Source organism: Streptomyces actinomycinicus, from assembly GCF_016741775.1.
GTDB classification, from domain to species: Bacteria; Actinomycetota; Actinomycetes; order Streptomycetales; family Streptomycetaceae; genus Streptomyces; species Streptomyces actinomycinicus.
Map to the genome: position 1 here is coordinate 433,101 of NZ_JAERRK010000004.1, position 19,478 is coordinate 452,578.

Sequence of the window (19,478 nt, forward strand, 5' to 3'; positions counted from 1 at the left end):
ACGCCCGCGATTTCGAGGAGCCGCTCACCGTATGACCTACGGAGCCCACCGCACCCCTGTCCTGCCTCCCCACCCCGATCTCGGTCTCGCCCGCGACTGCGAGCTGTGCCTCGGCTGGGGAACCGTCGTCACGCGCGACGGCGACCACGAGCTGTGCCGCGCGTGCCAGCCCGACGGCCACGGCGACAGCACGGCCGCCGCAGGCGCATAACCCTCCCCCGGCGGCACAGCGGATCCCCCGGTTCCTCCGCTGTGCGCCATCTGATGCGCTCCTGGGTGTTACCTATGAGTAATCCCTGATGGTTTGATGTGCGGCGCCACTCAGCCCCTTCATCCACAGGGAGAACCAGTGACGTCCTTCGCACCGCGCCGCGCCCTCGCCGCGGCCGTGCTCGCCCTCGCCCTGCCCGCGGCGGCGCTCGCCGGTCCGGGACCGGCGGCAGCCGCCGAGCCGGCTCCGGCACTCCGGGTCCTGACGTACAACGTCTTCCTCATGAGCAAGAACCTGTACCCCAACTGGGGCCAGGACCGCCGGGCCGCGGAGATACCGGAGGCGTCCTTCTTCCAGGGCAACGACGTGGTGGTCCTCCAGGAGGCGTTCGACAACTCCTCGTCGGACGCGCTGAAGAGCAAGGCGGCGGCCCAGTACCCGTACCAGACCCCGGTGGTGGGCCGCAGCCGTGACGGCTGGGACGCGACCGGCGGCTCGTACTCGTCGGCCACGCCCGAGGACGGCGGCGTCACGGTGCTGAGCAAGTGGCCGATCCTGCGCAAGGAGCAGTACGTCTACAAGGACGCCTGCGGCGCCGACTGGTGGTCCGACAAGGGCTTCGCCTATGTGGTGCTGAACGTCAACGGCACCAGGGTGCACGTCGTCGGCACGCACGCGCAGTCCACCGACCCCGGGTGCGGCGCGGGTGAGGCGGCGCAGACGAGGGCCCGTCAGTTCCGGGCGATCGATGCCTTCCTGGACGCCAAGAACATCCCCGCGAACGAGGAGGTGCTCGTCGCGGGCGACCTGAACGTCGACTCGCGCAGCGCCGAGTACGCGGCCATGCTCGCCGACGCCGGCCTCGTCGGGGCCGACGCCCGCACCGGGCACCCCTACTCCTTCGACACGCAGGAGAACTCCATCGCCCGCTACCGCTACCCGGACGATCCGCGCGAGGACCTGGACTACGTCCTCGCCCGGTCCGGCAACGCCCGGCCGGCCGGGTGGCGCAACGAGGTCGTCAAGGAGCAGTCGGCGCCCTGGACGGTGACCAGCTGGGGGACGTCGTACACCTACACGAACCTCTCGGACCACTACCCGCTGCGGGCCTTCACGGGTTGAGCCGGCACACGGCGGCGGGCCCCGGCTCCGGCCGGGGCCCGCCGCCGTGCAGGGATCCGCCGCCTACCAGCGGTACCAGCGGCCCCGTCGGCCCCCGGTCCCGGCCGGGCGGACGACGAAGCCCAGCAGCCACAGCACGAGCACGATGACCGCGATCCACCACAGCGCCTTCAGCGCGAAGCCCGCGCCGAAAAGAATCAGTGCCAGGAGCAGAACCAGCAGCAAAGGGACCATGTTTATCCACCTCCGCTCCGGCGGGTTCCCGGAAATCCCTCGGTCAGGCCCCTTCTTTTTTCCCGGATCCCGGATTCGGACGACTGGTTTGGACGGCGGCGAAGCGGAAATCCGAATGTGGACCAGAGACCGCGTCGAGATTGGGATGTGACACGCGATGGCTGGCAGCAAGAAGGCGAAGGGCAAGGCCGAGCAGGCCAAGGGCAAGGCCAAGGAGGCCGTCGGCCGGGCGGTCGGGAACGAGCGCTTGGAGGCCGAGGGCCGGATGGAAGGCGCCCGCGGAGACGCCCGGCAGGCGAAGGAGAAGACCAAGGACGTCTTCAAGCACTGAGGCGTGCTCCGAATCGGATGCGGAACGGGTCCGGAAATCCAGCGGAAGCGGATTTCCGGACCCGTTCCGCTGTGTTCCGGGCCCGTTCGGCTGTGTTCCGGGCCCGTTCGGCCGTGTCCCCGGAGTTGCGGACCGGCCGGACCGGGCGGCCGGCTCCGGCCGCCGCGTCACCCCTCACCAGCCGTTCGTGTGCATCCGGAGGATTCCTTGCGGACGTCCCCTTGACGGGCCCCGGAGCGGGTAGCCGAGCAGGGACGGCAGGACCTCCCTGTGCACACGAAGGGACCCTCATCCCGGAGGAAAAGGGCAACGAGGTATGGACATCCCGCTCAGGACGCACGCGATCACGCAGGCCCGCCCCGCGCACCTGCGCTACAGCCGCACCTGGGACGCCGGCGTATCCAGCATCGCGGAGGCGAGGGACGCCGTCGGCGCCCTGCTCGCCCGCGCACGGCCCGCCCCCGGTCGGCGCTCGGTGCAGGATGCCCAGCTCGTGGTGAGTGAACTCGTGACCAACGCGGCCAAACACGCGCCCGGCCCCTGCGCCCTGCGCCTGGAGCTGCCGCCCGGCGCCGGCACGCTGCTCATCACCGTCACGGACACCTCCCGGCAGGCACCGCGGCGACGCACGCCCGATCCCGGGCGCATCGGCGGCCACGGGCTGCTCCTCGTGTCGATGCTGTCGCGCGAGCTGGAGGTGACCTGGCTGCCGCGCGGCAAGCGGGTCACCGCCACGGTGCCGCTCGCCCCCGCGGCAGCCTGCTGACCGGGTCAGGTGACCCTGATGCCGACGATGCAGGTGTCGTCGTCGGTGTCCGACCTGCTGTAGGTCAGCAGCCGGTCCAATTGCTGGTCCAGGGTGGTCGTCACCGCGCCCGCCGTCTCCACCAGGTGCGACACGGACTCCTCCACCGAGCGGTCCCGGCGCTCGATCAGGCCGTCGGTGTACATCAGCAGGGTGTCCCCCTCGGCCAGCTGCAGCTCCGTCTCCTCGTAGCGTGCCTCGGGTACGGCGCCGAGCAGCATCCCCGTGGCCGGCGGCAGCGCGGTGGCCTGCGTCTCGCGCACGAGGACCGGCGGCAGATGACCCGCCCGCGCCCAGCGCAGGGTGCGCCGCTCGCCGTCGTACAGGCCGCACACGGCGGTGGCCGTGATCCCTCCGGTCAGGTGGTGGGCGACGATGTTCAGCCAGGCCAGCAGCTGCGCCGGGCCCGCCCCGGTCACGGCGAGGCCGCGCAGCGCGTTGCGCAGGACGACCATGCTGGTCGCCGCCTCGATGCCGTGCCCGGCGACGTCACCGACGCACAGCAGGACCAGTCCGGAGGGCAGCACGACGGCGTCGTACCAGTCGCCGCCGACCAGGTGTTCGGTCTCGGCGGGCCGGTAGCGCACCGCCACCCGGAGACCGGGCACCTGCAGCGGGGCCTGCGCAGGCGGCATGATGGCGTGCTGGAGCTGGAGGGTCAGCCGGTTGCGCTCCAGGGCCTGCTGCTCGGTGTGCGCCAGCTGGTCCCGGGTGGCGGCGAGGGCGACCTCGGTCCAGTGCTGGGCGGAGATGTCCTGGTAGGCGCCGCGGACGCCGAGCAGCTGGCCGTCGGTGTCCAGGACCGGCTCGGCCACCACCCGCATGTGCCGGGTCACGCCGTCCGGGCGCAGCAGCCGGAACGCGGCGGAGGCGGGCCTGCGGTGGTGCAGCAGGGTGCGCAGGAAGCGGCCGAGCGTGACGGCGTCGTCGGGGTGGGCGTGGGCCGGCAGGTCCTGCAGGGCGGCCGGGGGGCTGGTGGGAGGGCGGCCGTACAGGCTGAACATCTGCCCGTTCCAGGTGATCTCGCCGGTGAGCAGGTTCTCCTCGAAGCCGCCGATCCGGCCGAGCCGCTGGGCGTGCTGGAGCAGGCTGGCCAGCCGGGCCGCCTCGTCCTCGATGCGCCAGATCAGCAGCACGCCGGCACCGTGCCGGGTGATGCTGATGTCGGCGACGGCGGCGAGCGGCACCTGGTCGACCAGCGCGGTGAGCCGCATACGGCGGGCGCGGAACGGCTCGCCGGTGGCGTGGACCCGCTCCACCCGCTGGAACAGCTCGCTGTTGCCGGCGGCCATGGGGTACGCCTCCAGCAGCAGGGCGCCGCCCACGACGGCCCGGGGCCGGCCCGCCGGGTCGAGGAAGCGGCTGTTGACGTGCTGGATGCGGAAGTCGACCAGCCGGCCGGCGTCGTCCAGGTGCGGCACCAGCACCAGGGCGGGGTCGTGCAGCCCGTCCGCCAGGTCCATCAGCTCCACCACGTCGGGCAGCAGCCGGGGTTCCGGCCCGGTGCCCGGCGGTGACGCGAAGGTCTCCAGGGTGTGCGCGCACAGCTCGGCGAGGGCCTCCACCTGCCGGACGACCGGGCGCGGCAACGGGTCCTCGGGCTTGGGCCAGGCGATCTCCAGGACGCCGTGGACACGGCCGCCCGCGCCCGCCGGTACGGCGATCCGCGCGCCGTCGGCGTACTGCCGCCGGCCGATGGTGGGCAGCCCGGACCCGGCGAGCGAGGACAGCCACTGCCCGTCGGCCCGGTTCAGACCGCTGCGGGCCACCGTGGCCACGTCGGGCGGGACGTACCGCCAGCGGGCCGCCTCACCGGGCGGGAAACCGGCGCTCCCGGCCAGGGTGAGCGATCCGTCCGAGCCGGCCGCCCAGATGGCCACGGCGACCGCGCCCAGCGGGCGCAGCGCATGGTCGAGCAGCGAGTCGGCCATCGCCTGGGTGTCGTGGGCGGCGAGGACCCCGCTCTCGGCGGCGCGCAGCCGCACGGCGGCGGACTCCCGGACGGGCGCCTCCCGGTCCGCGGTGACGGACAGGAAGGCTTCCGTGACCTCCGAGACCCGGTCCCGGGCGGCCTGGTTGATGACCTCCACCGCGAACTCCAGCGGGGTCACCTGCGCCTGCTCGGTCAGCTCGGCGAGCTGGCGGGCGGCCTGGGCGGGCCCGCAGCCGAGGCGTTCGACCAGGATGCCCTTGGCCAGTTCGACCAGGGCCCGGCCCTCGGCCTCGGCCTGCGCCGCCCGTACCTCCCGGCGCAGCCGCTCGACGGTGGCGGCGAGCCGGCCGACCGGCGAGCCCGCGGGGACGTCGGGCATCGCCACGTCCGCGTCCGGGAGCGGGACCGGAATGCCGTCGGCCGGGTCCGCGCCCGGAAGCCGGACGGGGACGCCGTCCGTCATGTCCGGGGCGGCGGGGGGTTCGTGCATGTTCACCTGGTCCGTGTTCCTCGTCCGGTGGGCGGGCGGGCGTCGTGCGCCGTCCTCATGCGGGGAGCCAGCGTCGGACGCAAGCGATGAGGTCATGGGTGTCCACCGGTTTCGTCACGTAGTCGCTGGCGCCGGAGGCGAGGCTCTTCTCCCGGTCGCCGTGCATGGCCTTGGCGGTCACGGCGATCACCGGCAGATCGGCGTACTGCGGCATCTTGCGGATCTCCGCGGTGGCCGCGTATCCGTCCATCTCGGGCATCATCACGTCCATCAGGACGAGTTCCACGCCCGGGTTGCGCACCAGGGTCTCGATGCCCTTGCGGCCGTTCTCCGCGTGCAGGACGCGGAAGCCGTGCAGTTCGAGGATGCCGCTGAGCGCGAACAGGTTGCGGGCGTCGTCGTCCACGACGAGGACGGTCCGGCCACGGGTGTGCTCGTCGGGTGACTGGGGTGCCGCGCGCAGGGGCTCCTCGTTGCGGACGAGGGTGAGCACCTCTCCGGGCTCCTCGGCGGACAGGTGCAGCGCGATCCGCTCGCGCAGTTCGTCCAGGCTGAACAGGTGCTCGAGCCGGCCGTCCGCACCGTCGACGAGCTGATCGGTGCGCTGGGAGCCGTGCACCAGGACCGGGACGCCGGCGAGGGCGGAGTCACCGCGCAGGGCGTCGAGGAAGCGGGCGGACTCGCCGTCCGGCATGCCCAGTTCGACGACGACGCAGTGGCACGGTTCCGCAGCGAGGGCGCCCGCCGCCTCCTGGGCGCCGACGGCGGTGATGATGTCGACGGGCATGTCGCTGTCGTCGGCGCGGCCGTGCGCGAGGTCTCCGACCACGCTCTCGGCGACGAGCGTGAGCAGGCCGCGCGGTCGCTCCTCCACCACGAGCAGGCGGCGCGCGCGCTGCCGCTTCGCGGTGACGAGCGGTGCCCCCGCCGGCTCGTGCCCGCCGGTGCCGTCCGCCGGCAGCTGCTCGGCCGGCTTGGGCGCGGAACGGCCGGTGCGCAGGACCTCCTCGAAGTCGGGCCGCGCCACGGGCAGGAAGAGGGTGAAGGTGCTGCCCTTGCCGGGGACGCTGTCGACGGTGACGGCGCCGCCGAGGAGGTGGGCGATCTCCCGGGTGATGGACAGGCCGAGCCCGGTACCGCCGTACTTGCGGCTGGTCGTGCCGTCCGCCTGCTGGAACGCCCCGAAGATGGACTCCAGTTGCTGCTCCGGGATGCCGATCCCGGTGTCCTGGACGCGGAACGCGACGATCGCGCCGCCGCGCAGCACGCTCTCGGGGACCTCGTCGTCGGCCGCGGGCTCGACCCGCAGCTCGACTCCGCCCTGCTCGGTGAACTTCACCGCGTTGGACAGCAGGTTGCGCAGGATCTGCCGGAGCCGGGAGTCGTCGGTGAGCAGGTCGGCCGGGGCCCCGGCCGCCGTGGTGACGGCGAAGTCCAGGCTCTTCTGCGAGGTCATCGGCCGGAAGGTGGCCTCCACGTACTCGATCAGCTGCCGCAGCGAAACCCGCTCAGGTGTGACGTCCATCTTGCCGGCCTCGACCTTGGACAGGTCCAGGATGTCGTTGATCAGCTGGAGCAGGTCGGAGCCGGCGGAGTGGATGATGCCCGCGTACTCGACCTGCTTCGGGGTCAGGTTGCGGGAGGGATTCTGGGCCAGCAGCTGGGCGAGGATGAGCAGGCTGTTCAGCGGGGTGCGCAGCTCGTGGCTCATGTTGGCGAGGAACTCGGACTTGTACTTGGAGGCGAGCGACAGCTGGCGGGCGCGGGCCTCCAGTTCCTGCCTGGCCTGCTCGATCTGCAGGTTCTTCGCCTCGATGTCCCGGTTCTGGTCGGCCAGCAGCGAGGCCTTCTCCTCCAGTTCGGCGTTGGAGCGCTGGAGTTCCTCCTGCCGGGCCTGCAACTCGGCGGACCGGGACTGCAGTTCACTGGTCAGCCGCTGCGACTCCTGGAGCAGTTCGTCGGTGCGGGCGTTGGCGACGATGGTGTTGACGTTGATGCCGATGGTGTCGACGAGCTGCTGGAGGAAGTCCCGCTGGACCGGCGTGAACCGGGTGACCGAGGCCAGTTCGATGACGCCGAGGACCTGCTCCTCGAAGACGATGGGCAGCAGCAGCAGCGCGGTGGGCTCCACCTGGCCCAGACCGGAGGAGATGGTGACGTACCCGGGCGGCAGCTCGTCCACGGCGATGGTGCGGCGGCTGCGCGCGGCCTGGCCGACCAGGGAGCGGCCGAACGGGATGCGGGCGGGCCGGGTGTCCTCCTCGGGCCGTCCGTAGGAACCGACGAGCCGCAGCTCGGGCCCGGACGCGTCGTCCTCGGCGAGGTAGAAGGCGCCGTACTGCGCCGAGACCTGCGGCACCAGCTCGTCCATGATGAGTTCGGCGACGACGGGCAGGTCGCGGTGGCCCTGCATCAGGCCGGAGATCCGGGCGAGGTTGGTCTTCAGCCAGTCCTGTTCCTGGTTGGCCCGGGTGGTCTCGCGCAGGGACCCCACCATGGAGTTGATGTTGTCCTTGAGGTCGGCGACCTCACCGGAGGCGTCGACGGTGATGGACCGGGTCAGGTCGCCCTCGGCGACCGCGCTGGCCACGTCGGCGATGGCGCGGACCTGCCGGGTGAGGTTGCCGGCGAGTTCGTTGACGTTCTCGGTGAGCCGCTTCCAGGTGCCCGAGACGCCCTCGACCTCGGCCTGGCCGCCGAGCCGGCCCTCGGTGCCGACCTCACGGGCGACGCGGGTGACCTCGTCGGCGAACGCGGACAGCTGGTCCACCATCGTGTTGATGGTGGTCTTCAGCTCGAGGATCTCGCCACGGGCGTCGACGTCGATCTTCTTCGACAGGTCGCCCTTGGCCACGGCCGTCGTCACCAGCGCGATGTTGCGCACCTGGCCGGTGAGGTTGTTGGCCATGGAGTTGACGTTGTCGGTGAGGTCCTTCCAGGTGCCGGCGACGTTGGGCACGTGTGCCTGACCGCCGAGCCGGCCCTCGGTGCCCACCTCGCGGGCCACCCGGGTCACCTCGTCCGCGAACGCCGACAGCGTGTCGACCATGGTGTTGATGACGTCGGCGAGCGCGGCGACCTCGCCCTTGGCCTCGACGGTGATCTTCTGCGAGAGGTCGCCCCTGGCCACGGCGGTGGCGACCTGGGCGATGGAGCGGACCTGGCCGGTGAGGTTGGACGCCATCACGTTGACGTTGTCGGTGAGGTCCTTCCAGGTGCCGGCGACCCCCCGCACCTGCGCCTGACCGCCGAGCCGGCCCTCGGTGCCCACCTCGCGGGCCACCCGGGTCACCTCGTCCGCGAACGCCGACAGCTGGTCCACCATCGTGTTCATGGTGTTCTTCAGCTCGAGGATCTCGCCGCGCGCGTCCACGGTGATCTTCTGGGAGAGGTCGCCCTGCGCCACCGCGGTGGCCACCTGGGCGACGTTGCGCACCTGCGCGGTCAGGTTCCCGGCCATGAAGTTCACCGAGTCGGTCAGGTCGCGCCAGGTGCCCTTGACGCCCTTGACGTCCGCCTGGCCGCCGAGCCGGCCCTCGGTGCCGACCTCACGGGCCACCCGGGTCACCTCGTCCGCGAACGCCGACAGCTGGTCCACCATCGTGTTGATGGTGCTCTTCAGCTCCAGGATCTCGCCGCGCGCGGGCACGTCGATCTTCTGGGACAGGTCGCCCCTGGCCACGGCCGTGGCGACCTGTGCGATGTCGCGGACCTGAGTGGTGAGGTTGCCGGCCATCGCGTTGACGGAGTCGGTCAGGTCGGCCCAGGTCCCGGAGACGCCCGGCACCTGCGCCTGACCGCCGAGGGTTCCCTCGGTGCCCACCTCGCGGGCCACCCGGGTGACTTCGGAGGTGAACACGGACAGCTGGTCGACCATGCCGTTGAAGACGGTCGCGATGTCGCCCATGAGTCCGGTGGAGTCGTCGGGCAACCGGGTCCCGAAGTCTCCGTCGCGCACCGCGGTCAGTCCCGCGAGCAGCATTCTGAGTTCGTGGTCACCCGGGACGGCCTCGGTCGTCCCGGTCGCCTTGCCGGCCATGCGCACCCTCGATCCACTCCCCAGAGCCCTGTGCCAAGGCTCGGAACCGTGGCCGGGAGCACGCTGCGGCCCGGCCGTTGGTGTGTGCATTTCCGCAGTTCACGGATTTGCATGATGAGAAAAATACGTCGCAGGCTAACCCACCGTCGGGGGCTCGGACAAAGGATCCGGCCAACCCGCGGAGATCACCTGCTTCCCCCTCCCGGAAGGGGTGTGAGGTGGCGTCAGCCGGGTACACGCAGCAGTTTGGCCAGGGTTGTGCGGTGAGGATTCCGGCCGGGACCGCGCGCCGCGCCCGCTCCGGCCGCCCAGTCCGGCGGGATCTCGCCGTCGACCACGAACTCGAGCACCACCGGTCCGCGCCCGGCGAGCACGTCGGCCCAGACGGAGGCGACGTGCCGCGGCCGGTCGCAGCGGACGGCGGGCAGCCCGGCCAGGCGGGCCAGCTCGGCGTACGGCAGGGCGGGGACCTCGGCGGAGAGCGGGATGAGCGGGTCGCCCGCGGCGGCGCGGCGCTGCCAGGTGAGCCGGTTCAGGTCGCCGTTGTTGAGGACGCAGAACACCAGCGGCGGCAGCTCGGCCAGCCGGTCCAGATGGCGACGGACGGTGACGAGTTCGTTCAGGCCGCCGCTCTGGAAGGCGCCGTCGCCGACGAGGGCGATCACCGGCCGGTCGGGGGCCGCGAACCGGGCGGCCACGGCGTAGGGGACGGCCGCGCCGGGCATGCCCAGACGGCCCGAGAGCAGGGAGCGCATGCCGCCCCGCAGCCGCAGGTGGCGGGTCCACCAGTCCAGGGCGGTGCCCGAGTCGGTGACGACGACGGCCCGGTCGGGCAGCCGTTCCGACAGCTCCGCGACGACCGACCGCGGGTTCACGGACGTGCCGAACCAGCGGTTCGCCTTGTTCTCCCCCTCCTCCCGCCACTCGCGCACCAGCCGTTCGACCCGGGTGCGCCAGGCGCGGTCCGTGGTCCGGTGCAGGAGCGGGAGCAGCGCTTCCAGGCAGGCCGGGACATCACCGTTCACCCGGACCGCCGGGACCTCGCCGCGCAGGGGGCAGTCGGCCGGCTCCCGGTCCACCGTGACGATCCGGCACCCGGACGGGTCGGGCAGCAGGGCGGGGTCCAGGTCCTCGGCGCCGGCCAGCAGGAGCGTGTCGCACTCGCGCAGCAGGGTCGCGGCGGCCTCGCTGCCGAGCGGGCCCACGACGCCGGTGAGACAGGGCAGGTCGTCGGGCAGCGCGTCCCGGGCGAGGGCGGTGGTGGCGAGACCGGCGCCCAGCAGCTGCGTGACGCCCAGCGCGGGTCCGGCGGCCGGCCGGCCCGCGTTGCCGAGGACGACCGCGGGCCGGCCGGCCCCGTCGAGCGCTCCGGCGGCACGGCGTACCTCGGCCGCGCCCGGCCGCCGGGGCGCGGGGGCCAGGTCCAGGGCCGCGGCACCGCCCGCCCCGAGGGGCTGTACGGGCGCGCCGGCGGCCGGGACCGGACGGAATCGCGATGCGACGGCGGCCGGGACCGGGCCGGAGCGGGACGCGACGGCGTCCGCGCCGGACAGCTGTGCGGGGGCGTCGGCCGCGAGGACCCGGCGGTGCACGACGAGGCTCGCCACGCCGCGGTCGGCCAGCGCGGCCCGCACGGCCCGGTCCAGGGCGTCGCCGATCAGTTCCGGCCCGGACACCTCCTCGCAGTACACGCAGACCTCGGCGAGGTGACGCATGGTCCGGCTGCCGTCGCCCCCGCGCGCCGGGTCGGCACCTACGAGGGCAAGGACCGGCGTCCGGTCGCCGGCCGCGTCGTACAGCCCGCCGAGCAGCCGCAGCAGGCCCGCACCGGGCGGGGCGAGACAACAGCCGGGGCGGCCGGTGAGCTTGGCCTCGGCGCAGGCCATGAGGGCGGCCGGCTCCTCGCCGCGGGCCTGCACGAACCCGGGGGCCGCCGGGCCGCCGCGCAGGGCGCGGACGAGCGGGTCGACCGCCAGTCCCGGTGTGCCGTACACCCGGTCGACGCCCAGGTTCCGCAGCCGGGCGGCGACCACTTCGGACACGTTCCCCACGGCGACCTCCTCGGGCGGCGCTCACCCGTCCGGAGCACCGGGTAGCCCCGCCCCGACCGCGCAAACGAGCGCAGGCATCCGCTCGTCCTCCGCGAGGAGCCGTTTCGGGCGCGCGCGGCGGGGGCACCCGTGCCACGCTCGGAGCGGAGCACCGAGAGTGAGGGATCCAGCACGCGGAAGGCGGGCACCAGTGGCGGTGTCGCAGGAACGGCCGTCGTCGGGGCGTGGTGAACGCGTGGTGACGGCCCTCGGCCAGCGGTTCCCGGTCGCCTCGACGGGCAGGGAGTTCCTGCGCAAGGCGTTCCCGGACCACTGGTCGTTCCTGCTGGGCGAGCTGGCGCTGTACAGCCTGCTGGTGCTGGTGCTGACGGGCGTCTGGCTGACGTTCTTCTTCCATCCGGACATGGCCGAACGGCCGTACACCGGCTCGTACCTTCCGCTGCGCGGCACCCTGACCACCGAGGCGTACGCGTCGGTGCTGCACATCAGCTTCGACGTGCGCGGCGGTCTGCTGGTCAGGCAGGTGCACCACTGGGCGTCCCTGGTGTTCGTCGCTGCGATCGGGGTGCACCTGCTGCGGATCTTCTTCACCGGCGCGTTCCGGCGGCCCAGGGAGGTCAACTGGACGGTGGGCGTGACGCTGTTCCTGCTGGCCCTGCTGGAGGGCTTCTGCGGCTACTCGCTCCCGGACGACCTGCTCTCCGGCACCGGTCTGCGCACCGCGCAGGGCATCGTGCTGTCGATCCCGGTGGTGGGCACGTATCTGTCGTTCTTCGTGTTCGGCGGCCAGTTCCCGGGGCACGACATCGTCTCCCGGCTGTACGTGACGCACATCCTGCTCGTCCCCGGGCTCCTGCTGGCCCTGGTCGCCGTGCACCTGACGTACATCGTGGTGCACAAGCACACCCAGTGGCCGCTGCCCGGGCACACCAACCGGAACGCGGTCGGCAAGCCCCTGGTGCCGCAGTACACGGCGAAGTCCGCGGGCCTGTTCTTCGTGCTGGCGGGCGTGCTGACGCTGATGGGCGCGCTGTTCCAGATCAACCCGGTGTGGGCGTTCGGGCCGTACCGCGCCGACCAGGTGTCCCTGGACTCGCAGCCCGACTGGTACGTGGGCTATCTGGAGGGCGCACAGCGGCTGATGCCGGCCGCGGAGACGGACGTCGCCGGGCACACGGTCGCCTGGGACGTGCTCCTGCCCGGTGTCATGCTGCCCGCGGTGCTGTTCATGGTCCTCTACGGCTATCCGTTCTTCGAGCGGTGGATCACCGGCCCGCGGCAGGAGCAGCACCTGTGCGACCGGCCGCGCAACCAGCCCACCCGGACGGCGCTCGGCGCGGCGGCCGTCTCGGCGTACGGGGTGCTGCTGACGGCGGGCGGACAGGACGTGCTGGCCTTCCGGTTCGACCTGCCGGTGGAGCTGTTCACCCGTGGCTTGCGCACCGCGCTGTTCGTGGTGCCCTTCCTGACGTACCACGCCACCAAGCGGGCGTGTCTCGGCCTGCAGGCGGCCGACCGGCGCCGGCTGCTGGACGGGGAGGCGACCGGGGAGGTACGGCGCACGGCGGGCGGCGGGTACGAGGAGGCGCACAGGCTGCTGAGCCGCGAGGAGGCCCACCGCATCCTGGTGCGCGACACGCCCCGGCCGCGGGCCGAGGGCACGGAGGCCTGGCGCTGGTTCCACCGGCACCGGCTGCGCAACGCCCTCAGCCGCTGGTACTTCGCCCGGAGCGTGGAGATGCCGGTCGGCGATTGGCAGCGGCGCCGGGTGGAGTCCGTGCGGGCCGCACCGGGTGAGCCGCCCGGGAGGGCCGAGGAGTCGTGAGCGAGGAGAGCGGTATGAGCAGCGACGACACGGACCGCCGCAACCAGTGGTACGGCCCGCAGCCGGACGTGGCCGGTGCGGCCGGCTACCCGGACGCCCCGCCCCGCGTGGGCTTCTTCACCGACACCTCGGTCTGCATCGGCTGCAAGGCCTGTGAGGTGGCCTGCAAGGAGTGGAACGCCATCCCGGAGGACGGCCTCGAACTGACCGGGATGTCCTACGACAACACGCAGGGGCTCGGCGCTGACACCTGGCGTCACGTGGCCTTCGTGGAACAGCGCAAGCCGTTCGGCGGGCAGGAGCCGGGGGTCGCGCACGACGACGTCGACGTGTTCGCGGCCGCGGCCCGGCTCGGCACCGACGCGGCGTCACCGGGCCCCGGCGCCACGGCTCCCCCGCCGGGCGGGGCACCCGCGGGCGCTCCGGCCGGGCAGATCTCCCCGCTCTCCCCCGACGGCCGCACCGAACTGCGCTGGCTGATGTCCTCGGACGTGTGCAAGCACTGCACGCACGCGGCCTGCCTCGACGTCTGCCCCACGGGCGCGCTGTTCCGGACCGAGTTCGGCACGGTCGTCGTCCAGGAGGACGTCTGCAACGGCTGCGGCTACTGCGTGCCGGCCTGCCCGTACGGCGTCATCGACCAGCGCAAGGACGACGGCCGGGTGTGGAAGTGCACCCTGTGCTACGACCGGCTCGGCACCGGCATGGAACCCGCCTGCGCCAAGGCCTGCCCGACGGACTCCATCCAGTTCGGGCCGCTGGATGAGCTGAGGGAGCGGGCGGGGGCGAGGGTGGCGCAGCTGCGTGCGGCCGGTGTGCCCGACGCCCGTCTCTACGGCGACAGCCCGGACGACGGGGTCGGCGGCGCCGGCGCGTTCTTCCTGCTGCTGGACGATCCGGAGGTGTACGGGCTGCCCCCGGACCCGGTGGTCACCACCCGGGACCTGCCCGGCATGTGGCGGCAGGCGGCGCTGGCCGCCGTCTCCCTGGCCGTGCTCGCGGCGGGCAGCTTCGCACGGAGGCCGCGGTGAGCACCGGACGTACAGCGACGGGGGACACGATGAGCACCGGACGTACAGCGACGGGGCGCGTTGAGCACCGGACGTGATCCGAGGAGGACGTGATGAGCGAGTCGGACGTCACCCGTGACGGGATCGAGGGCGCGCGGCCCGGCCGGGAGGCACGGACCGGCGAGCGTGCGGGCCGCCGGAGGCGCGGGCGGGGCCGCGGACGCGGCCGCGGGGAGCAGCCGATGGTGCCGGACGCCGAGTTCTCCTCGTACTACGGCAAGCCCGTGCTCAACAAGCCGACGTGGAAGCCGCTGGACATCGCCGGCTACCTGTACCTCGGCGGGCTGGCCGGGGCGTCCTCGCTGCTGGCGGCCGGGGGGCAGGTCACCGGGCGGCCGTGGCTCGCGGTGTCGGCGAAGCTCGGCGCGGCCGGGGCGGTCTCGCTGTCGCTGGTGGCGCTCGTCCACGACCTGGGCCGGCCGGCCCGGTTCCTGAACATGCTCCGGGTGTTCAAGCCCACCTCCCCCATGAGCGTGGGCTCGTGGCTGCTCGCCGGGTACGCGCCGCTGGCGCTGACCGCCGCGGCCACCGAGGTGGCGGGCCGGTACCGGCTGCTGGGCTCGGCCGCCACGGCGGGCTCCGCGGTCCTCGGGCCGGCGGTGGCCACGTACACCGCGGTGCTGCTCTCGGACACGGCGGTGCCGTCCTGGCACGAGGGCCACCGGCAGCTGCCGTTCGTCTTCGCGGGCTCCGCCGCGACCGCCGCGTCCGGGCTCGCCCTCGCCGCGGCCCCGGCCGCCGAGGCGGGGCCCGCCCGCCGGATGGCGGTGCTGGGCGCCGCGCTGGAACTGGGCGCGTTCCAGGCCATGAAGCGGCGCATGGGGCTGTCCGCGGAGCCCTTCGAGCAGGGCGGGCCGCGCGTGTTGCTGCGGGCAGCGGAGGCGCTCACCGCGGGTGGCGCGGCACTGTCCGTCTTCTCCGCCCGGCACCGTGGCGTGGCCCTGACGGCCGGCGCCGCGCTCCTCACCGGGTCGGCGGCCCTGCGCTTCGGCGTGTTCCACGCGGGCGTGGCCTCGGCCGAGGACCCCCGGTACACGGTGGTTCCCCAACGGGAAAGGCTCGCCACCCGCGGCCCCGAAACACCCTGAGCGGAACACGGGCGGCACCCGCCACCCGGCACCGGCACCGCCACCCGGCACCGGCACCGCCACCCGGCACCGCCACCCGGCACCGGCTCCCGGCTCCCGGCTCCCGGGCCGCGGACGGGTGGGCGCGGGTCCCGGTGTCGCCCCGCGAACCGGTGCCGGGGTCAGCCCGGAACGGGGCCGGTGTCGCCCCGCGAACCGGTGCCGGAGTCAGCCCGGAGCGGGCCCGGTGTCGCCCCGCGAACCGGTGCCGGGGTCAGCCCGGAGCGGGTCGCCAGATGCCCTGGCCCGAGTCGTCATGGTTCTCGCCGTCGTCGTTCTCGCCCTCGTCGACGAGGCGCTGCTGGGCGCCGAGGCGGGTGGCCAGGTCGCCCACGCCCGTGGCCTCGAGGGCGGCGGGGAGTTGCGTGGCCGGGTAGGGCCGGGGTGTGCGCCGTAGCCACGCGGTGGCGAGACCCGCGCGGGCGGCGCCGTCGATGTCCCAGGGGTGCACCGACACCAGCGCCGCCTCGTCGGGTGGCACGCCCACGGCGTCCAGGGCGTGCGCGTAGGCCTCCCGGGCGGGCTTCCAGCGGCCCGCGGCCTCCACATCGAGGTGGACCTCGAAGCAGTCGGTCAGACCGGCCCGGTCGAGGACCGCCCGGGTGGTGCCGGCGGAGCCGTTGGTCAGGGTGACCAGGCGGAAGCCGGCGGCGGTGAGGGCCCGTACACCGCCCGGTACGTCCGGGTGCAGGGGCAGCGTGGGCAGCGCGGCCAGGACGTGGTCCGCGGCCTGCTCGGGGTCGCCGACGCCCGGTGTGCCCGCCGCCAGGGTGCGCAGGCCGTCCCGGGCGACGGCGGCGAAGGCCGCCCGGCCGCCGGCCAGCGTGAGGGCGACCCCGTCCCGCAGCACCCCGGCGAACCAGGCGGGAAGGAGGTGGCCCGGCAGGCCGGCCTCCTCCAGGCGGCCGGCGAGCGGGGAAAGATCGGTCAGCGTCTCGTTGACGTCGAACACCAGGACGTGGACGCGGTGGTCACCGGGCAAGGGACTCACCGCCTTCCGCGGACAGGACGAGTCCGCGGGCCTCGCGCTCCTCGCGGTTCACCCAGGACCAGGTGGACGCCGCCGCGGCGATGCCGACGGGCAGCATGCCGACGATCATGGCGAGGCCCTCCGCCGAGCGGCCGGCGGCGACGACGCCGACCGCCGGCAGGTCCAGCAGGGGCGCCGCGAGGAACAGGTACAGGCAGCGGGCGGGGTCGTCGAGCCGGTGCCGGGTCGGGGCGAGCACCGGCAGCCAGAACAGGACGGCCGCCACCACCAGGAGGGGCTGGGTGACCAGCGCTCCGCCGGGCGGCCGCAGGTTCATGACGTCGCCCAGCACCGTCCAGGCGTGCGTCAGCACCAGCAGGGGCAGCGCGACGGCCGCCGGGACGCTGATCCGCTCCCACAGCGGCGAACGCCGCAGGCCGTGGACCGCGGCGGGGATCAGGGCGGCGACGAGGAGGGCGCAGGCACCCGCCGCCGGTACGGACATGTGCGCCGAGTGGTCCATCCGGACATCACCTCTCCCGTGCCGTGGTGCCGCGCAGCGCCATTCCCGCGGCCAGCACCAGCAGCGGTACCGCGACGAAGAGCAGCCAGCGGCCGTAGACGAAACAGAGCGCGACCAGCAGCAGGCCGATCGCGGTGGGCAGGACCGCGCCCGCTCCGCGGTCCGGGACCCGGTAGCGGACGTGCTGGTCGGGGGCCGACCGCGAGGACGACAGCACGACGAGGGCGGCCAGTTCGAGCAGGAGCACGACGGCGCCCCACAGCCAGTAGACCAGCGTGCTCTCGCCGTACACCGCGAGGACGGCGAGCAGCAGGCCGTTCAGCAGGCCCCAGCCGGCGACCACCCAGGCGGACAGGTGCCGTTTCACACGGCGCTCCCTTCCCGCTGCTCCCGGCGCCGCAGGTCGAGCAGCGGGGCGAAGCTGGTGACGGGCGGGAGCGGGCGGCCGGCGGGGAAGTTGAGGCGTGGCGGCGGGGAGGTGGTGGCCCACTCCAGGGTGTGGGCCTCCCAGGGGTCGTCACCAGCCGGTCGCGCGCGGCCGAGGTGCCGGCGGCGCAGGGTGTGCAGCACGTTGACGACGAACACCGTCATGCCGGCGGCGAGGAAGGCCGCGCCGGCACCGGCGAGCAGGTTCAGCAGGCCGAAGCCGTCGAACGCGGCGTAGGTGACGACGCGGCGCGGCATGCCGAGGTAGCCGAGGGCGAACATCGGCAGGAAGGTCAGGTTGGTGCCGATGACGAGCAGCCAGAAGTGCAGGCGGCCCATGCCTTCGTCGAGCAGGGTGCCGGTGACCTTCGGGAACCAGAAGTAGACCGCGGCGAACAGTCCGAAGGCGCTGCCCGCGAAGAGGACGTAGTGCAGGTGGGCCACGACGAAGTAGCTGTCGGTGACGTGGTAGTCGATCACCGGGGTGCCGACCATGATGCCGGTGAGGCCGCCGATCAGGAACTGCGGGACGAAGGCCAGGGCGAACAGCATCGGGGTGCGCAGCCGCAGCCGGCCGCCGAGGATCGTGCCGAGCATGCCGAAGTACTCCACGCCCGCGGGGACGAGCAGGGCGATGGAGGTCAGCGAGTAGTAGTCGTTGGCGGCCTGTCCGGTGGCGAACATGTGGTGTCCCCACACGCTCATGGACAGGGCGGCGAACACCAGCAGCGACAGTGCGGTGCCCCGGTAGCCGAAGAAGCGGCGGCCGGAGAACACGGCGAGCACTTCGGCGACGGCGGCGAGGTACGGGAAGAACATCACGTACACGACGGGGTGGCCGTAGAACCAGAAGATGTGCTGGTAGCCGATGTTCCACACGTTGGACGCGAAGACCGAGGCGTCGGCGCGGCCCACGGCGAGCAGGGTGAGCGCGGCGAGCAGCGCGGGGAAGGCACCGATCACCATCAGACAGGTGGCGATCATGGCCCAGCAGAACACGGGCAGCCGCAGCATGGTCATGCCGAGGGTGCGGCGGCGCAGGATCGTCCAGAGCACCGCCCAGCCCTGGAGGATGGACCCGGTGACGGCCAGGAGGACGCCGGCGATCCAGAGGTCGGTGCCGGCGCCCGGCGAGTGCTCGGAGTCGGCCATCGGCGGGTAGGAGAACCAGCCGTCGGCGTGCGCGCCCGTGGGGGTGAGGAAGCCCGCGAGGACGGTGAGCGAGCCGAGCGTGTAGAGCCAGTAGCCGAGGAGGGTCAGCCGGGGCAGGGCGATGCCGGGGGCGCCGATCTGCAGGGGGACCAGGTAGACGCCGAGGCCCAGCGCGAACGGCGTCATGACCAGGTAGATCATGCCGGAGCCGTGGATCGTGAAGAGCTGGTCGTACACCTGGGCGCCGAGGAAGGTCTCCTCGGGCTGGGCGAGCTGGCCGCGCATCAGGAGCGCGAGGACGCCCATGAACAGCATGAGCACCAGGGAGGTGCCGGCGGTGAGCAGGCCGATGCGCTTGTGGTCGGTGGTGGAGACCCAGCCGAGCCAGCTGCCCGGCGGCACGGGCCGGCCGGCGTCGTCGCGCTGTGTCTCGGTGGGCGGCACGACCGTCATGCCGCGGCCGTCCCGCCCTGAGCCCAGAGGTCGTACTCCCGCGCGGGGACCGCCTTGATCCAGAAGTCCATCGTCCAGTGGCGTTGACCGCAGAACTCCGCGCACCGGCCGCGCCAGCGGCCCGCCCGGTCCAGGGTGAGGGTGAGGGTGTTCACGTGGTGCGGGAAGGCGTCCGTCTTGTAGCGCAGGCCCGGGATCCAGAGGGAGTGGATGACGTCCCGCGAGGTCAGCCGGAGCTGGACGGTTCGGCCGGTCGGGACCACGAGGGTGGGCATGTCCTCGCCCTTGCAGGTGCCGGAGACGCGGCGGTGGTCCGGGGACTGCGGGTAGCGGAAGGTCCAGCACCACTGGAAACCGGTGACGTCGACGCGCAGGGGCTTCGGGCCGGCCGCGGGGTGTTCCACGTGGTTCTGCCAGGCGGTCCAGGCCACCAGGAAGACGGCGAAGGCGGCGAGGGCGCCGACGTAGCAGGCCTCCAGCCGCGGCCGTTCGCTCCGCTCTGCGTCTCCCGCCCGGCGCCGCACCAGGGCCCGGGCCAGCACCGCGAGCACGACGACGAAGACACAGCCGGCGACGAGGGCCTCCAGCGTGAACACGGTCCCGAAGACGTGGCGTTGCCTCACCGCGTCACCGCCGTCGCCCGGAGGCCCCTGATCCTCATGCGATCGCTCCCGTCACTCACTCGGGACCGTGACCACCCGGACATTACGGGCACC

At 73.2% G+C, this 19,478-nt stretch carries 16 protein-coding genes; 7 read left to right on the top strand and 9 right to left on the bottom strand.

The window, feature by feature from the left end; genetic code table 11:
* Positions 1-31 precede the first annotated feature (31 nt).
* Together JK359_RS11320 and sph are read left to right on the top strand one after the other, a co-directional pair.
* Positions 32-211, top strand: coding sequence for a hypothetical protein (locus tag JK359_RS11320; RefSeq protein WP_201834520.1), 180 nt, complete (start codon positions 32-34; stop codon positions 209-211).
* A gap of 96 nt (positions 212-307) precedes the next feature.
* Positions 308-1,333: a sphingomyelin phosphodiesterase gene (sph, locus tag JK359_RS11325; protein WP_201834522.1), complete on the top strand. Its 1,026-nt coding sequence runs from the start codon at positions 308-310 to the stop codon at positions 1,331-1,333.
* Between the two features lie 63 nt (positions 1,334-1,396).
* Here the strand turns inward: sph and JK359_RS11330 are convergent, their stop codons facing one another.
* The gene (locus JK359_RS11330) at positions 1,397-1,567 is read right to left on the bottom strand and encodes a DUF5670 family protein (RefSeq protein ID WP_201834524.1); all 171 of its coding nucleotides are present in this window, start codon (positions 1,565-1,567) and stop codon (positions 1,397-1,399) included.
* Positions 1,568-1,724: 157 nt separating this feature from the next.
* Between JK359_RS11330 and JK359_RS11335 the strand changes: the two genes are divergently transcribed.
* Positions 1,725-1,898, top strand: a complete 174-nt coding sequence (locus JK359_RS11335) for a CsbD family protein (protein WP_201834526.1) — start codon at positions 1,725-1,727, stop codon at positions 1,896-1,898.
* Positions 1,899-2,214: 316 nt separating this feature from the next.
* Positions 2,215-2,664 carry an ATP-binding protein gene (locus JK359_RS11340; RefSeq protein WP_201834528.1) on the top strand — a complete coding sequence of 150 codons (450 nt, stop codon included), beginning with the start codon at positions 2,215-2,217 and terminating at the stop codon, positions 2,662-2,664.
* A gap of 5 nt (positions 2,665-2,669) precedes the next feature.
* Here the strand turns inward: JK359_RS11340 and JK359_RS11345 are convergent, their stop codons facing one another.
* The 3 genes from JK359_RS11345 to JK359_RS11355 form a co-directional block, all read right to left on the bottom strand.
* Positions 2,670-5,015 carry a SpoIIE family protein phosphatase gene (locus tag JK359_RS11345; protein WP_236677700.1) on the bottom strand — a complete coding sequence of 782 codons (2,346 nt, stop codon included), beginning with the start codon at positions 5,013-5,015 and terminating at the stop codon, positions 2,670-2,672.
* Between the two features lie 166 nt (positions 5,016-5,181).
* Positions 5,182-9,165 (bottom strand): HAMP domain-containing protein, encoded by a 3,984-nt coding sequence (locus tag JK359_RS11350; RefSeq protein ID WP_201834530.1) that lies wholly within the window; start codon positions 9,163-9,165, stop codon positions 5,182-5,184.
* Positions 9,166-9,389: 224 nt separating this feature from the next.
* A complete protein-coding gene (locus JK359_RS11355; protein ID WP_307788061.1) occupies positions 9,390-11,216 on the bottom strand; it encodes a thiamine pyrophosphate-binding protein in 1,827 nt (608 codons plus the stop codon).
* Positions 11,217-11,451: 235 nt separating this feature from the next.
* Here JK359_RS11355 and qcrB point away from each other — a divergent pair, with 235 nt between their 5' ends.
* From qcrB to nrfD, 3 genes are all read left to right on the top strand, one after another.
* Complete coding sequence (gene qcrB, locus JK359_RS11365; RefSeq protein ID WP_201834532.1) at positions 11,452-13,041, top strand: cytochrome bc1 complex cytochrome b subunit; 1,590 nt, start codon at positions 11,452-11,454, stop codon at positions 13,039-13,041.
* Between the two features lie 14 nt (positions 13,042-13,055).
* On the top strand, positions 13,056-14,072 hold the full coding sequence (locus JK359_RS11370) for a 4Fe-4S dicluster domain-containing protein (RefSeq protein WP_201834534.1): 1,017 nt from the start codon (positions 13,056-13,058) through the stop codon (positions 14,070-14,072).
* 92 nt (positions 14,073-14,164) lie between these two features.
* A complete protein-coding gene (gene nrfD / locus JK359_RS11375; protein WP_201834536.1) occupies positions 14,165-15,199 on the top strand; it encodes an NrfD/PsrC family molybdoenzyme membrane anchor subunit in 1,035 nt (344 codons plus the stop codon).
* A 253-nt stretch (positions 15,200-15,452) separates the two neighbouring features.
* Here nrfD and JK359_RS11380 read toward each other — a convergent pair whose 3' ends face one another.
* The 5 genes from JK359_RS11380 to JK359_RS11400 are packed head-to-tail and all read right to left on the bottom strand — an operon-like array spanning position 15,453 to position 19,385.
* Entirely contained in the window at positions 15,453-16,229 is a 777-nt protein-coding gene (locus JK359_RS11380) for a haloacid dehalogenase type II (RefSeq protein ID WP_307788063.1), read from the bottom strand.
* On the bottom strand, positions 16,210-16,731 hold the full coding sequence (locus JK359_RS38945) for a hypothetical protein (protein WP_236677619.1): 522 nt from the start codon (positions 16,729-16,731) through the stop codon (positions 16,210-16,212). Before JK359_RS38945 ends, JK359_RS11380 begins: the two co-directional genes overlap by 20 nt.
* Before the next feature lie 7 nt (positions 16,732-16,738).
* Positions 16,739-17,098 carry a hypothetical protein gene (locus tag JK359_RS11390; RefSeq protein WP_201834538.1) on the bottom strand — a complete coding sequence of 120 codons (360 nt, stop codon included), beginning with the start codon at positions 17,096-17,098 and terminating at the stop codon, positions 16,739-16,741.
* Positions 17,095-18,762 carry a cytochrome c oxidase subunit I gene (locus JK359_RS11395; protein WP_201834540.1) on the bottom strand — a complete coding sequence of 556 codons (1,668 nt, stop codon included), beginning with the start codon at positions 18,760-18,762 and terminating at the stop codon, positions 17,095-17,097. The genes JK359_RS11390 and JK359_RS11395 overlap by 4 nt, the downstream gene beginning before the upstream one ends.
* Positions 18,759-19,385, bottom strand: coding sequence for a cytochrome c oxidase subunit II (locus JK359_RS11400; protein ID WP_201834542.1), 627 nt, complete (start codon positions 19,383-19,385; stop codon positions 18,759-18,761). Before JK359_RS11400 ends, JK359_RS11395 begins: the two co-directional genes overlap by 4 nt.
* Between the last annotated feature and the right edge of the window lie 93 nt (positions 19,386-19,478).

What these genes read in the sequence shown, in the direction of transcription:
- JK359_RS11350 (WP_201834530.1), bottom strand. Translation starts at nt 9,165, where the DNA reads ATGGCCGGCAAGGCGACCGGGACGACCGAGGCCGTCCCGGGTGACCAC.
- JK359_RS11340 (WP_201834528.1), top strand. Translation starts at nt 2,215, where the DNA reads ATGGACATCCCGCTCAGGACGCACGCGATCACGCAGGCCCGCCCCGCG.
- JK359_RS11345 (WP_236677700.1), bottom strand. Translation starts at nt 5,015, where the DNA reads ATGCCCGACGTCCCCGCGGGCTCGCCGGTCGGCCGGCTCGCCGCCACC.
- JK359_RS11330 (WP_201834524.1), bottom strand. Translation starts at nt 1,567, where the DNA reads ATGGTCCCTTTGCTGCTGGTTCTGCTCCTGGCACTGATTCTTTTCGGC.
- nrfD (WP_201834536.1), top strand. Translation starts at nt 14,165, where the DNA reads ATGAGCGAGTCGGACGTCACCCGTGACGGGATCGAGGGCGCGCGGCCC.
- JK359_RS38945 (WP_236677619.1), bottom strand. Translation starts at nt 16,731, where the DNA reads ATGGACCACTCGGCGCACATGTCCGTACCGGCGGCGGGTGCCTGCGCC.
- JK359_RS11370 (WP_201834534.1), top strand. Translation starts at nt 13,056, where the DNA reads ATGAGCAGCGACGACACGGACCGCCGCAACCAGTGGTACGGCCCGCAG.
- sph (WP_201834522.1), top strand. Translation starts at nt 308, where the DNA reads ATGTGCGGCGCCACTCAGCCCCTTCATCCACAGGGAGAACCAGTGACG.
- JK359_RS11395 (WP_201834540.1), bottom strand. Translation starts at nt 18,762, where the DNA reads ATGACGGTCGTGCCGCCCACCGAGACACAGCGCGACGACGCCGGCCGG.
- JK359_RS11335 (WP_201834526.1), top strand. Translation starts at nt 1,725, where the DNA reads ATGGCTGGCAGCAAGAAGGCGAAGGGCAAGGCCGAGCAGGCCAAGGGC.
- JK359_RS11320 (WP_201834520.1), top strand. Translation starts at nt 32, where the DNA reads ATGACCTACGGAGCCCACCGCACCCCTGTCCTGCCTCCCCACCCCGAT.